The sequence below is a fragment of the Mycobacteroides franklinii genome (assembly GCF_001853795.1).
GTDB lineage: Bacteria > Actinomycetota > Actinomycetes > Mycobacteriales > Mycobacteriaceae > Mycobacterium > Mycobacterium franklinii.
On the sequence record NZ_MLIK01000019.1, the window covers coordinates 211,292 to 225,548 of the forward strand.

12 protein-coding genes are annotated in these 14,257 nt (G+C 64.1%); 2 read left to right on the forward strand and 10 right to left on the reverse strand.

Going from position 1 to position 14,257, the window contains the following annotated elements:
* Nucleotides 1–18: 18 nt before the first annotated feature.
* The 4 genes from BKG76_RS08855 to ssd are packed head-to-tail and all read right to left on the reverse strand — an operon-like array spanning nucleotide 19 to nucleotide 3,603.
* On the reverse strand, nucleotides 19–603 hold the full coding sequence (locus BKG76_RS08855; RefSeq protein ID WP_070937326.1) for a type II secretion system F family protein: 585 nt from the start codon (nucleotides 601–603) through the stop codon (nucleotides 19–21).
* Nucleotides 600–1,376, reverse strand: coding sequence for a type II secretion system F family protein (locus tag BKG76_RS08860; RefSeq protein WP_070937327.1), 777 nt, complete (start codon nucleotides 1,374–1,376; stop codon nucleotides 600–602). Before BKG76_RS08860 ends, BKG76_RS08855 begins: the two co-directional genes overlap by 4 nt.
* Nucleotides 1,373–2,533 (reverse strand): TadA family conjugal transfer-associated ATPase, encoded by a 1,161-nt coding sequence (locus BKG76_RS08865; protein ID WP_070937328.1) that lies wholly within the window; start codon nucleotides 2,531–2,533, stop codon nucleotides 1,373–1,375. Before BKG76_RS08865 ends, BKG76_RS08860 begins: the two co-directional genes overlap by 4 nt.
* The gene (ssd, locus tag BKG76_RS08870; RefSeq protein WP_070939070.1) at nucleotides 2,530–3,603 is read right to left on the reverse strand and encodes a septum site-determining protein Ssd; all 1,074 of its coding nucleotides are present in this window, start codon (nucleotides 3,601–3,603) and stop codon (nucleotides 2,530–2,532) included. Before ssd ends, BKG76_RS08865 begins: the two co-directional genes overlap by 4 nt.
* Before the next feature lie 385 nt (nucleotides 3,604–3,988).
* Between ssd and BKG76_RS08875 the strand changes: the two genes are divergently transcribed.
* The gene (locus tag BKG76_RS08875; protein WP_109420668.1) at nucleotides 3,989–4,870 is read left to right on the forward strand and encodes an HAD-IB family hydrolase; all 882 of its coding nucleotides are present in this window, start codon (nucleotides 3,989–3,991) and stop codon (nucleotides 4,868–4,870) included.
* Nucleotides 4,871–5,286: 416 nt separating this feature from the next.
* On the opposite strand, the gene BKG76_RS08880 is transcribed toward BKG76_RS08875, so the two are convergent.
* Genes BKG76_RS08880 through BKG76_RS08900 form a run of 5 tightly spaced genes read right to left on the reverse strand, consistent with a single transcriptional unit; the run spans nucleotide 5,287 to nucleotide 11,196 of the window.
* Nucleotides 5,287–6,030: a Fic family protein gene (locus tag BKG76_RS08880; protein WP_070937329.1), complete on the reverse strand. Its 744-nt coding sequence runs from the start codon at nucleotides 6,028–6,030 to the stop codon at nucleotides 5,287–5,289.
* Between the two features lie 24 nt (nucleotides 6,031–6,054).
* Nucleotides 6,055–7,695 (reverse strand): ABC transporter ATP-binding protein, encoded by a 1,641-nt coding sequence (locus BKG76_RS08885; RefSeq protein WP_070937330.1) that lies wholly within the window; start codon nucleotides 7,693–7,695, stop codon nucleotides 6,055–6,057.
* 6 nt (nucleotides 7,696–7,701) lie between these two features.
* On the reverse strand, nucleotides 7,702–8,616 hold the full coding sequence (locus BKG76_RS08890; RefSeq protein ID WP_070937331.1) for an ABC transporter permease: 915 nt from the start codon (nucleotides 8,614–8,616) through the stop codon (nucleotides 7,702–7,704).
* Nucleotides 8,609–9,580 (reverse strand): ABC transporter permease, encoded by a 972-nt coding sequence (locus tag BKG76_RS08895; RefSeq protein WP_070937332.1) that lies wholly within the window; start codon nucleotides 9,578–9,580, stop codon nucleotides 8,609–8,611. The genes BKG76_RS08890 and BKG76_RS08895 overlap by 8 nt, the downstream gene beginning before the upstream one ends.
* Nucleotides 9,577–11,196 carry a peptide ABC transporter substrate-binding protein gene (locus BKG76_RS08900; RefSeq protein WP_070937333.1) on the reverse strand — a complete coding sequence of 540 codons (1,620 nt, stop codon included), beginning with the start codon at nucleotides 11,194–11,196 and terminating at the stop codon, nucleotides 9,577–9,579. Before BKG76_RS08900 ends, BKG76_RS08895 begins: the two co-directional genes overlap by 4 nt.
* A 183-nt stretch (nucleotides 11,197–11,379) precedes the next feature.
* Between BKG76_RS08900 and acs the strand changes: the two genes are divergently transcribed.
* The gene (acs, locus tag BKG76_RS08905) at nucleotides 11,380–13,326 is read left to right on the forward strand and encodes an acetate--CoA ligase (protein ID WP_070937334.1); all 1,947 of its coding nucleotides are present in this window, start codon (nucleotides 11,380–11,382) and stop codon (nucleotides 13,324–13,326) included.
* Between the two features lie 17 nt (nucleotides 13,327–13,343).
* Here acs and BKG76_RS08910 read toward each other — a convergent pair whose 3' ends face one another.
* Complete coding sequence (locus tag BKG76_RS08910; protein ID WP_109420820.1) at nucleotides 13,344–14,039, reverse strand: chymotrypsin family serine protease; 696 nt, start codon at nucleotides 14,037–14,039, stop codon at nucleotides 13,344–13,346.
* Between the last annotated feature and the right edge of the window lie 218 nt (nucleotides 14,040–14,257).

A 14,257-nucleotide genomic window follows, 5' to 3' on the forward strand; every position in this document is an offset into this window, starting at 1 on the left:
CCGCGGCTCGTCCACGGGTCACAGCACACCGCTACTGAACACGTCCCGCGCCAATCCCATGACGACGGGCACGATGCCCAGGCAAACGAATGACGGTAGAAAACACAGTCCCAACGGAGCACCGATGAGCACGCCGGCCCGTTCCGCGGTGGCCACCGCGGAATCCAGTGCATCCCGACGGCACTGCACGGCCAACGAGGCAATACCGTCGGCCATCATCGCCCCGGAATCAGCCGATCGCCGCGCCAATCTGGTCAGTGCTTGCCGCTGTTCGTATCCCGGATCATCCGGTGTGCCGGTATCGGTCCAGGCCGCCGACGCCGGTGCGCCCAAGGCAAGCATCTCTCCTGCGCGATTCAGAATCCGGGCCAGCTGAATCGGCGCCGACGATGCCACCACCAGCGCCGCGGTCGCAACCGGCATCCCGGATCGCAGACACACGCTGAGCATGTCGAGGCTGAATGCCATTCCCAACAGCCCCTTTTCGGTGACGTCACGATCCCTGGGCGCGGGCCGTCTGCCACGTGGTGTCACTGCTCGTGCCCGCAATGTCCCGGGTGCGGTCAATATCGCCGCCGCAAGCATCAGCAGGGCCGCGATCATCGCAACGCCTTCCCGGTGATCCCGTCACACCACAACAACCCGGTGCAGGCCAGCATCACGCCGACGACCAGCAGTGCTCCACCCGCACCGTCCGAACACAGCACGCTGAGCGGTTTGGCACCGATCATCTGCCCGAGCCCGATTCCGGCAACAGGAAGACCCGTCAGCACGGCCGCTGTCGCACGCGGACCGGCAAGGCCGGCGTTCACCCGCGCGGTAAACCGTTGTTGTTCTTGCAAATCCGTCCTACATGCGTCGAGAAGATCGGCAACGGCAAGACCGTGGCGCTGCGCCAGTGTCCACCCACGGCTGATCCGATCCCATTGCGATACCACCGGCCCTGCCCTCGGCACGGCCGGATCCAGATTCACCCCCAAGCGGGCCCGAGCGGCGATGGCAGCGAATACCTCGCCGACCGGCCCGCCGACCTCCGCGGCGGCGGTCTCGAACGCCCGCACCGGATGCGCCCCGACCCTGAGTTCACCGACAATCACATCGAGTCCGGATTCCGTGCTGGCCAGTTCCTCCGATCCGAGGATCGATCGGCGACGGCGGCGCCAGCGCACGCCCATCGTCGCGACCACTACACCCACTGCCGTCACCACGGAGAGGGGCAACAGCCATAGGGCCGCCAGCACCAGGCCGCCCAATGGTGTCGCCACCAGTTTCCAGTTCCACCGCATCGGACTCTTTCCGCCCCGCCCCGGGCGCGAGCGCCTTTGCGGTGCAATGAGTAGCGCCGCGGAAAGCAGCAGCAGAGCCTCTGTTGTCATGCCACGCTCCGGGCGATCAACGCGGCTAGCTGCTCCGCGCCCGGACACTGCCCGCCGTCGATCTTCCACGCGGGTATCACCCGCGCGATCCCATCCTCACCCTTGCGCACCACCGCAATCTCAGTCAGTCGCCGAACATTTCCGAATCGCCTTATGTGGCATACACATTGAATGGCCGCGGCGAACTGTGAATGCAGTGCTGCGCGATCGAGTCCGCCGAGCGCCCCGAGCGCCTCCAATCGCGCGGGGACCTCCGCCGGGGCGTTCGCGTGGACGGTGCCCGCACCACCGTCATGACCGGTGTTGAGCGCGGTGAGCAGCTCGACCACCTCCGCACCACGCACCTCCCCCACCACGATTCGATCGGGACGCATTCGCAATGCTTGACGTACCAACTGGCGCAGAGTCACTTCCCCCACGCCTTCGACGTTGACGGCGCGCGCGGCCAACGTGACCACATGCGGATGACGCGGCGCGAGTTCGGCGGCATCTTCGGCACAAATGATGCGTTCCGACGGGTCGACGGCCCCGAGCAGGGCTGACAATAAAGTGGTCTTGCCCGCGCCGGTGCCTCCGGTCACCAGAAAGGCAAGTCGCGCGGCCAGCATCCCGTGGAGCAGCTTTCCGGCTTCTTCAGCGACGGTGCCGTCGGCGATCAGCTGCTCCAAACCCTTCGCGGTAGGCAGTAATACACGCAGCGAGACGCATGTCCCGCCTGCTGCGATGGGGGCGAGCACAGCGTGCAGACGGACCACCGAGCGCGATGGACCGACACCCGTCAGCTGCCCGTCGACGAAGGGCTGCGCGTCATCGAGGCGCCGCCCAACCGCGAGAGCGAGGCGCTGCGCGAGGCGACGCACGGCGGCCTCGTCGGCGAATCGCACAGCGGTGAGCCGCAATCCCTGACCGTCATCCACCCAGACTCGATCCGGTGCGGTGACCAAGACATCGGTTGTGCCCTCCGCGCACAGCAGTGGTTCCAGGATGCCGGCACCGGCCAGCTCACTCTGGAGTTCTTTTATGTTCTGCAGCACATCGCTATCACCCAGTACTCCACCGGATTCGGCACGTATCACCGCGGCCACCGCGGTAGGGCGCAGCGCGACATTCTCAATGGCAAGCCGCTCACGGACGCGGTCGATCAACGATCCGGTCATGCCGCCGTCGCCGTTCCCTCATGCGAGACAAGCGCCAGCACCGACTGCGCGGCGCCCACCAACGGGGAACGTCGCGATAGCCGCAAGCCACCGTTGTCGAGGCGACTGGCAAGATTCGGTTCCGGCCGCATCGCGGCGATGAGGGGTACTCCGACGATGTCGGCCACCTCGGCCGCACGCAGTCCGCCCGGAGCCGGACCACGCACCACAACACCGACATTCGGGTTGGTGGCCTGTACCGCAGCCACCACGAGCGCTGCCGCGGCGCAGGCCCTGACTTCCGCAGGTGTCAACACCACCACCAGGTCAGCGCGCTCCAACGCGGCCACACTTGTCGCCCCTAGCCGCCTCGGAAGATCCACGACCACAGGCACTCCGGCCTCACGAGCGCTGTCGATTACCCCGGCAATCGTCTCAACGTTGCCTCCGCCACCCGTCCTATCCCCTGACAGAACAACAAGTCCGCGACGGTGCGGCAGTGCGCGGCGGAGGGCATCGAAACTCACCCGACCACTGCGCATATCGATATCCGGCCAGCGCAGGCCATCGACGTCCTCCCACCCGAGCAGCAGATCGATTCCGCCGCCAAGCGGATCCGCGTCAACGATCAGCGCGCCGTTCGGTGCGCACAGACCAATCGCCGCACACAAGACAGACGTGCCTGCCCCACCACGTCCACCCATCACGGCGATCACCGGAGCGCGGCCCGTCGAGGCGGTGAGCGGTATCGCCGAGCAGGCATCGATGAGCCTGCCCTCGTCCTCGGGCAGGACAAGAACGAGCTCGGCGCCCACCTCCACCGCCCGGCGCCATACCTCATTCGTCGGCTCGGCCCTGCAGATAAGCAAGACCCGCCGTCGCCGCGGCAGCTCGGCCACCGCATCTGTTGACGGGTCCGCACCATCGAGCACCACCGCGCCGGCTCGAGTCCAGGCCTGCCGGCCGATCGAGCCGGCATCGGTAGCGAGAATCAACGGCCTGCCGGTCGCGGCGACGATCCGTTCAATCTCGTTGCTCAGCTGCCGATCGCCCACGGCGACCACGATCGGCTCCCCCGCATTTCCCTCCACGCGCTCCACCCTCGAGGTTGCGCCACGGGGGTGCCAGAGGTCACATTGAGATTGGGGATAGGCGCGAATCTGTGGATAGATCCGAAGTGAACCGCAAAAATCGGTGATAAACGTCCCCAGAAAAGAGGACGACCCTCGCCAGGGGGGGAGGAGGCGAGGGTCGTCGTGCTTCAGCCCCGGGGGGTCGGGCTGAGACACACTCGGCATAGCCGAGTAACCCCACTATACACACGAACCGGGTGAGGGTGGCAAGACCAATCGGCCGAAAAAAGCGAAAGAAAGGCAACCCTTCTTCTGGCGCAGCCGTGTTACCAGACTACCCCGGCTGAACTGGGACTTTCCAGATGGACCCGACGATAGTGTCCGCGAGATCTATCCTCGACCTGTGACCGATCACGCAACAGCACCCGGATCCACTCCGTCTGTTGAAGACCGGGATACCGAGGCCATCATCGAGTCCACGGACACCGTGTCGGCACCCCGGACGGCAGCCTTTTTCGATCTGGATAAGACCGTGATCGCGAAGTCGAGCACCCTCGCCTTCAGCAAGCCCTTCTTCGACCAAGGCCTGATAAATAGACGCGCCGTCTTGAAATCGAGTTACGCCCAATTCTTCTTCTTGCTGTCCGGCGCCGACCACGACCAGATGGATCGCATGCGCACGCACATCACCAACATGTGCACGGGCTGGGACGTCGAACAGGTCAAGGCGATCGTGGCAGAGACGCTGCACGACATCGTCGACCCCTTGGTGTTCGCCGAGGCCGCGGATCTGATCGCCGATCACAAGCTCTGCGGCCGCGATGTGGTGGTGGTCTCTGCCTCGGGTGAGGAGATCGTCGCGCCCATCGCGCGTGCCCTTGGCGCCACCCACGCCATGGCGACGCGCATGGTCGTGGAGGACGGCAAGTACACCGGCGATGTCGCCTTCTACTGCTACGGAGAAGGCAAGGTCGCCGCGATCCAGGAGCTCGCCAAACGCGAGGGCTATCCGCTGGAACACTGCTACGCCTACTCCGATTCGATCACCGATCTACCGATGCTGGAATCTGTCGGTCACCCGACAGCCGTGAATCCAGATCGCGCACTACGCAAGGAATCCATGGCGCGCGGGTGGCCGGTTCTGACTTTCTCGCGGCCGGTATCGCTCGGCGACCGGATACCCGTTCCGTCCGGCGCCGCGGCCGCCACCACGGCCGCCGTTGGCCTGAGCGCGATAGCCGCTGGGGCACTTACCTATTCGTTGATCCGCAAGTTGCGCCCGTAATAGTGCACACGTGTCACTTACTGCGCGCAGGTAACAATGCAATGACCTTGACGATTACCCCTTGATGTGACCGCTGTCTCAGTGTAGAAAGTAGGTACGGAAGCCCGACGAGGCCAAGGTCGATCCGGAAGAGAAGGACCGATCTCCTGAACCGGGAATCCCAGCACGGACCACGGCACCCACGCGGAGCACGCCGCGACAAGGGCAGAAGCGTTGTGGGCCTGCGTAATCGCGAACAGAGACAGCTCATCAGGCTTCTTGGGTGAAGCCCGAGCTAGAAGCGTCGTGAAAGCGCCGAGGCCACCCACACAACCCATAATGCACGCTTGGTAACCGGAGGATCCGTGCTAACGGGCGGCGGGCCGATTCATTCGGACCGTCGCCCGTTTTTATGCCCCGAACCAGCCGTATTCTCGTCAGCCGGCGGCGGTGTCCGCGATCGACGCCGCCTCTGCCGCTCCCGCCGTTAATGCCTGACAGCAGAAGACAATCCATGCGGCAATAGCGTCCGGCGTGCCCTCCGCGAACGCGGTAGACAGCTCCCGATATCTCCCGGACTGACGCATCCACATCACCTCGGGAACACCGAGTGCATGCGGGTCGAGGCCTCGTGACACCGTTACCAAACGGGATGCGGCACGCGCGACGACACCATCGGCAGAGCCAAATGGGTTAAGCGCCAACAGCTCCCCATGTGTGACCGCCGCGAGAATCGGCGCGGGCACCGAAGTGCCACCTGAAATCAGTTGCGCCATCAGCTCCAGCCGGTTGGTGTCGACACCGGGGCGCGGCCTCCCGAGGGTGTCCTCGTCCGCCATTCCGGTGGCCGCCAACACATGTAGACGCGCCAACGCCTGCAGCGGGGCACGCGACCACACCGCCGCCAGCTGAGTCAGGGCGTCGCCATCGAGCGCCTGCCCCACACGCAATGCCCCCGCCAGTATCGGGTCCTCCACCGCCCCATCAGCACTCAGCTTCATCGTGCCGCCGTCCAGTGCCGACGAAGACCTGGCCGCACGTACCGCTGCCTCCGCCGCGGTCACGGGCCAGCCGCGCAAATTGGCGCGGTGACGGTGCACCTTGCTCAAGGCATCGCGGGCAGATTCGGCGGCTTCGGATACTCCCGGCAGGGAAGCCAACGGCGCGAGTGGGTCAGTCATGATCGATCAACAGTACCCACATGCTCATCGCAGCGCCTTACGCTCCTCGCGACGGATCCGCTGCTGTTCCGGGTCCGGAACCGGAACAGCCGCCAACAGGCGCTTGGTGTAGTCGTCCTTCGGTGCGGTCAATACCTGTGTATCCGAGCCGAATTCAGCCAATCGACCGTGGTTGAGTACCGCGATACGGCTCGCCACCAATTCGACCACCGCCAGGTCATGGCTGATGAACAGGCAGGCGAACCCGTGCTCGCGCTGCAGTTCGGCGAACAATTCGAGCACCCGCGCCTGCACCGACACGTCCAGCGCCGAGGTCGGTTCATCCGCGATCAACAGCGTGGGTTCTAGCGCCAGGGCCCGCGCGATGCCGACGCGCTGCCGCTGACCACCGGAGAGTTGATGGGGGAAGCGGTTTCGCATGGTCGCAGGCAACTGCACCTGCTCCAGCAGCGTCTTGACCCTGCTCTCCCGTTGGGTGCGATCCATATCGGTGTGCAATGTCAACGGTTCGGCAATCGATTGGCCAATCGGCCACCGCGGGTTCAGCGAGGATCCCGGATCCTGGAACACCACCCCCACCTTGCTCCGGATATCTCGCAGCTGCTTGCGGTTTGCGGTCGAAATATCCTTTCCAGCAACATAAATGGCCCCAGATGCCACCTTCAGCAACCCGACCGCAGCCCGTCCGATGGTGGACTTCCCGGACCCAGACTCCCCGACGAGCCCCACCACTTCGCCCCGGCCGATGGTGAAGGACACATCGTCGACGGCCCGGAAGCTGCCACCCTTGCCCGCATACTCGATGACCGCGTGTTCCACGTTCAACGCCAGATCTGTTGCTGGTTCCGGTGATTCGTGGCCGTCATGCAGCGTCGCACCCAGGTGCGGCACCGAGGCCAGGAGCTGTTGGGTGTATGGCTGTTGCGCCCGATGGAAGATGCCGTCGGCGTCTCCCTCTTCGACGACCTCACCGTCCTTCATCACCATGATGCGGTCGGCCATATCGGCCACCACACCCATGTCATGGGTGATCAGAATGATTCCCGCGTCGATGCGATGACGCAGATCGCGCATGAGATCGAGAATCTCGGCCTGCACGGTCACGTCGAGCGCCGTCGTCGGCTCATCGGCGATGAGCAGCCCCGGATCCAGCGCAAGGGCCTGAGCAATCATCGCCCGCTGGCGCTGACCTCCGGAAAGCTGGTGCGGGTAGTGCTTGACCCGCTTCTGCGGCTCTGGCATATCCACCAGCTCAAGTAGTTCGATGGCACGATCACGCGCCTGTCTGCGCGTCATCTTCTTGTGCGCACACACGGCCTCGGCGATCTGCCAACCGATGGTGTACACCGGGTTCAGTGCGGTCATCGGCTCCTGGAAGATGACGGCAACATCCTTGCCGCGCACCGCCCGTAGCTCGTCATTGGTGGCGCCGAGCAGCTCGGCACCGTTGAGCTTGATGCTGCCGCCAACGCGCACGCTGGGCGGCAACAGGGCCGGTATCGCCATGGCGGTAGTGGATTTTCCGGAACCCGATTCGCCGACAATGGCGAGCACCTCGCCCTTGGCGACAGTCAGCGATACACCCTTGACGGCCGGTATCCACTGCTTGTCAACCTCGAAATCGACAGAAAGATCCCTGATCTCGACTACAGAATCTACGGACACCTCCGCCTACCTCCTCCGCGGATCGAGGGCATCGCGGAGGGCATCGCCGACCATGATGAAGCCCAGCACGGCGGCCGAGAGGAACAAGGCGGGAACAATGACCAGTCTTGGTGTGGTGGCGAAACGGGATTGTCCGTCGTTGATCTGCAACCCCCACGAAATCTCCGGCAGCTCCAGCCCAATACCCATATAGGTCAGCGTGGCCTCGGCGGCGATAAAACCGCCTATCGCGATGGTCGCGTACACCAGCACCGGCGCCAGCGCGTTGGGAAGTATGTGCCGCAGCAGGATTCGCCATGTCGGCGCACCCAGCGCGATGGCAGCCTGCACGTAGTCGCTCTGCTTGATGGTCATCACGCTGGAGCGCACCAACCGCATCGCCGTCATCCAGCCAAAAGCGATGAGCGCGCCCGCCACACTCCACACCGTGCGATGCCCGACCACCGACAGCAGGATCATGCCGCCCAGAATCGTGGGAATGCCGTAAAACACGTCGGTCAAGCGTGACAGTGCGGAGTCGGTGATACCACCGAAGTATCCGGCCAAGGCCCCCACCATGACCCCGATGATCAACACACCCACCATCGCGATGAGCCCGATCGTCAGCGAAACCCGCGCTCCGTAGACGACGTTGGCGTAGTAGTCGCACCCTTGCAGATCGGTGCCCAGCCAGTGGGCCGCGCTGATCCCCTTGCGCGCCTGGTAGAGGTCGCAGTCGCGGGGGTCCTTCCCGAAGGTGAACAGCTGCGGGGCCAACGTCATCAGCACCAGGACGGTCAGCAGGATCGACCCGGTGATGAAGAAGCCGCTGCGACGCAGGTACTTCCAGGCATTGCCCCATAGGTCCGCCTGCTCCACCAATGATTCGGCGGCGGCGTCGGGTCCGGACACCGGGCCGGGTGCGTGCACGGGGTCACTCATAGCGAATCCTCGGATCGAGCAGTGCGTACAGGATGTCGACGACGAGATTGAAGAAGATGTAGAAGAACACAATCAACGTCAGGATGCTCACCACGACGGCACCCTCCTGGTTTCGCACCGCGTCGAATGTCGCACGGCCCAATCCGGGAATGTTGAACACCGATTCGGTGACCACGGCGCCGGCCAACAGTGACCCCACGTCGGCACCGATGAAGGTAACGACGGGAATCAGGCTGTTGCGCAGGGTGTGCCGTAACAGAATGCGCGATTCGGAGATGCCCTTGGCACGAGCGGTCCGCACAAAATCGGCATCCATCGTCTCCAGCATCGAGGTCCGGGTCAAGCGGGCGACATAGGCCATGGACAGCGACGCCAGCACCAGCCCGGGCAGCAGAAAGCTGTACCAGCCGTCGCGGATTCCGGCGATGGGGAACCAGCCCAGCTTGAAGCCGAACAGGTACTGCGCCAGGAACCCGAGTACGAACACCGGAATCGAGACCAGAAGCGTCGTGGTGACCAGAACCAGGTTGTCGTAGAACGACCCCCGGCGCACCGCGCACAGCACTCCGGCGGTGATACCGATAATGGTCTCGAACACCACGGCCACCACCGTGAGCCGCAGGGTCACCGGCAGGCGTTGCGAAACAGTCTGCGCGACAGGGCGTTGCTGGAAGTCGGTGCCGAAGTCGCCCTGCAGGAAGCCCACGATGTACTTGCCGTACCGCACCAGGAACGGATCATTGAGGTGGAACCGCTCGCGCAGCTGGGCCATCACTTCGGGGGTGAAGGGACGATCACCCGCCAATGCCCGGATGGGATCACCCGGTAGCGCATACACCAGGCTGTAGATGAGCAGTGAGGTCCCGATAAGAACCGGTATCGCGAGCAGCAGCCGTTTCACGACGTAGCGGAACAGCCCGGCGTTCTGCCAGAACCGCCGGACATTGCCCAGTGCGGTGGTCATTGCACCACCTCCACGTCGGCGTACTCGATGCAGTCCTGGATGCCGATCTTGACGTTGCGCACTCGCTTGGAATGCACCGCCTGATTGACCTCGTAGAACAGCGGCGCGGCCGGAAGATCCTTGAACAACAGGTCTTCCGCCTTTTGATACGCCTTGGTGGCGAGTTCTACCGTCGGCTGGTTATTGCCCTGCCGCAGCAGCTCATCGAACGCCGGGTTGCTGTAGAAGACGTAGTTGGAGCCGTTCGGCGGCAGGGCCACCGTGCCGTACAGCGACTCCAGGAAGTTGTAGATCGACGGATAATCCATCACCCAGCCGGACCGGAAGGGCCCCGTCATCCCCTTACTGTCCTGCAGCGGGAGAAACTGCGACCAGGGCAGGCTCTTGAGTAGGTACGGCACCTTCAGGTTCGACTGCAGCTGATTGCCGATGGCCTGCACCCACGCCAGTGCGCCGGTGCTCGACGAGCTGTACCACAGCTCGATCGGCTTACTCCGATCGAAGTGGGCATCGTCGAGCAACTTGTTGGCCTCGTCGACATGCAGCTCGCAAAGCTTGCCGCACGCCCCCTTGCGGTACCCGTAGACCACCGCCGAACCGTATGAGGTGGCCGGAGTGCGGGTGCCGGAGAAGATCACCTGGGTGATCGCCTCTCGATCGATGGCCATGGAAATCGCTTGGCGCACACGCACATCGCGATACCGCGGGTCATACATCGGGAAACCCAGCGAGGTGATGTCCGGGCGGGGCCGCTCCAGGAACGCCGAGCCGAACTCGGCCCTGGCGTTCTCATAGGCAGCGTCGGGCAGGTCGAGTTGGATGTCCAGCGCCCCGGCCTGCATGTCGGTGTAGGCGGTCAGGCCTTCGGTGTACACCCGCCAGATCAAGCCCTTGGACTTGGCCTTCTTCTCACCGGCGTACTGGTCGTACCGACTCAGGGTGAACCCGACACCGCGCACCCAATCACCGTCGGCCTTGAACGGGCCGTTGCCGATCGGGTGCACACCGAACTTGACCGGATCCCGAAAGAAGGCCTTCGGCAAGGGCAGAAATGCGGTGTACCCCAATGTCATCGGATAGATCGCGAATGGGGTGTTGAGCCGCACGGTGAACGTCACATCATCCACGACATGCAGTCCGCGCAGCTGGGTGGCCCGCGGCGGAATCTTGTTCTTCGGATCTCCCTGCAGATCGTCGAATCCGTCGACATTGGCCAGGAAGCTCGACGATCCCTGGGCATTGGTGCTCAAGGCGGTGTAGTTCCACGCGTCCACATAGGACTGCGCGGTGACCGGTTCACCATCGTGGAATGTCCACCCGGGCTTGAGCTTTATCGTCCAGTTGATGTTGTCGGGACTGGTGATCGACTGAGCCACACCGGTGTACTCCACCGCGGCGGTGTCGTTGTTGAATTCGACCAGCGCGGTAAACAGCGAGCGCAGGATTCGGCCACCCTGATTCTCTGTGGTGTTACCCGGTATCAGAGTGTGCTCGGGTTCGGTGATGTACATGCTGAAGTAGCCCGGGGGTGCCGGCGTGACAAGGTCACCGCAGCCGGCGGGCAGGATCGCGGCAAGGCCGACAAGCAATGCGACGGCCAGTCGGCGAAACCTCATCCTCACCCTTCCCTCGGTAGCTGAACAGGTAGGACGAACCATAGGCGGGGAACGCGCCAATGTCTCTCCAGCGACACACCAGCGTGCCCGGATCTGAACGACAGCCCCAATTACTTCTCGGTAACCATGGGCGCCCACTAGGCTTTTGCATCGGACCTGTCTAGGGCAGAAAGGCCAGATCAGATGACCGAAACCAGCATCGAGCCGGATAGCTATCCGCCGTCGCCGGAATTCGTAGCGACAGCGAATGCGACCGCCGACCTCTACCAGGAAGCCGAGGAAGATCGACTCGGGTTCTGGGCGCAACAGGCGGGCCGCCTGCACTGGCACGAGCCCTTCGGAGAGGTCCTCGACTGGTCTGACGCACCGTTCGCGAAGTGGTTCGTGGGCGGCAAGCTCAATGTCTCCTACAACTGCCTCGACCGGCACGTGGAGGCCGGCAACGGTGACCGGGTGGCCATCCACTGGGAGGGCGAACCCGGAGACACCCGCACCATCACCTACGCCGAGCTGCTGGCTCAGGTCAGCCAGGCCGCCAACTACCTGACCGAACTCGGCTTGGTTTCCGGTGACCGGGTGGCCATCTACATGCCGATGCTGCCCGAGGCCATCGTGGCGATGCTGGCCTGCGCGCGGCTGGGCCTGATGCATAGCGTCGTCTTTGCCGGGTTCTCGGCTGCGGCGTTGCGCGCCCGCATCGACGATGCGCAGGCCAAGTTGGTGATCACCTCCGACGGTCAATGGCGCCGCGGCGCCGCGGCCCCCTTGAAGGCCGGTGTAGATGAAGCGCTGGGCGGCGAGCCGAGCTCCGTCGAGCATGTTCTGGTGGTGCGCCGCACCGAGATTCCCGTCGAATGGACCGAGGGCCGCGACCTGTGGTGGCACGAGACGGTAGACAAGGCGGACACCACGCACACCGCTGAACCGTTCGATTCCGAGCATCCGCTGTTCCTGCTGTACACATCCGGAACCACCGGCAAGCCCAAGGGCATCGTGCACACCTCGGGCGGGTTCCTGACGCAGACCTCATACACGCACTTCAACATCTTCGACCTCAAGCCCGAGAGCGATGTGTACTGGTGCACAGCCGATATCGGCTGGGTCACCGGCCACACCTACATCGTCTACGGCCCGTTGTCCAACGGCGCCACCCAAGTGGTGTACGAGGGCACGCCCACATCGCCCAACGAGCACCGGCATTTCGAGATCATCGAAAAGTACGGTGTCACCATCTATTACATCGCCCCAACCCTGGTGCGCACGTTCATGAAGTGGGGCCGCGAGATCCCGTTCGCGCACGACCTGTCCAGCCTGCGGCTACTCGGCAGCGTCGGCGAGCCGATCAACCCCGAGGCGTGGCGCTGGTACCGCGAGGTCATCGGCGGCAACCGCACCCCCATCGTCGACACCTGGTGGCAGACGGAGACCGGCTCCGCGATGATCTCCCCGCTACCGGGAGTCACCGACACCAAACCTGGTTCGGCCATGCGCGCCGTACCCGGTATCTCCGCGAAAATCGTTGACGACGACGGGAATCAGCTGGAACCCGCAAGCGGCGACGAACCGGTCACCGGATACCTGGTGCTCGACAAGCCGTGGCCCTCGATGCTGCGCGGTATCTGGGGTGACCCGGAGCGGTTCAAGGAGACCTACTGGTCTCGTTACGCCGAGAAGGGCTGGTACTTCGCCGGCGATGGCGCACGTTATGACAGCGACGGCGCCATTTGGGTGTTGGGCCGCATCGACGACGTCATGAACATCTCTGGGCACCGGATCTCCACCGCCGAGGTGGAATCCGCACTCGTCGGGCATGACGGGGTCGCCGAGGCCGCCGTCGTCGGCGCCTCCGATGAAACGACCGGGCAGGCCATCGTGGCGTTCGTGATCCTGAAGGCCAGCCACACCGTCGAGGGCGACGAGCTGGTGTCGCATCTGAAAGCTCAGGTTTCCAAGGAGATCTCGCCGATCGCCAAACCACGCGAGATTCACGTGGTGCCGGAGCTGCCCAAGACCCGCAGCGGCAAGATCATGCGGCGGCTGCTGCGTGATGTGGCCGAGGGCCGCGATTTGGGCGACACCTCCACGCTGGTCGATCCGAGCGTCTTCGAGGCGATCAGAGCCAGCAAGTAGGACCCACCACAGCCGACCTATCCGACCGGGGTGAAGCCCACTCCGGCGGTGCGGTTCTTGGCGTTGATATCGGCCAGCACGGTGTTGATCGAGTACGTGGTGGTCGGCGTGTGCAATGGGATGTACTTGATGACGCAGACGGGCAGCTTGGTGGCGGCGCCATGGATCATGCCGACCAGCTGTCCGTTCACGGTGACCGGCGCACCCGAGTCACCCGGCTGGCCACAGACCTGGTTGATGAACGTGCCAGGTTCGGCTCCGGCACCGAAGGTCACCCCGCATGAGTTGCCGGTGGTGCGTCCCAGCTTGCAGGCGATGTCGCCCGGCTGGGGATCCGGGCCGATTCCGGTGATCGCGAATCCCTTGTAGGTCGACACCGGCTGGACCTTCTCGGGATCGAACTGGATGGTCGCGTAGTCGTACTGCTCGTTGCCGTTGACGAACTTGCCCAGCACACCCTTCTTGGGGAAGTCCTCCGACACCACCTGCGAGCCTGCGCCACCGCAGTGCGCCGAGGTGAAGCCCACCAGATTGCCCTTGTTGTCGTGACCGATGGTCGTCAGCGTGCACAGGGTGTCACCGTTGATGATCAACCCGGCGCCGCCGCCCATCGGCACCTTGTCATCGGCGCCGGCTGCGGGAGCCGCGGTGGCCGGGATCGCGCCCGCGACGAGGCCAAACAGCGCTATCAGGATGGGTAGCCCGTACCGGATCCGCCGCCGGGGCGACCTCATCGGCGCTCTAGCTTCTCCGCACATGCGGCTCATCGGTGCAGCCTTTCTCACTCCGGCCGCATCTCTCCCCCGTCGGCCACGCATATCCCCATTCTAATCAAGATTCACACTGGTCACTTCTGTCACAGTGCTATCGATTGGGTAACAACGCCCCCAGGTCAGACGCGCCGCAGCCGCCGCGCCGCCGACGTGGCAAC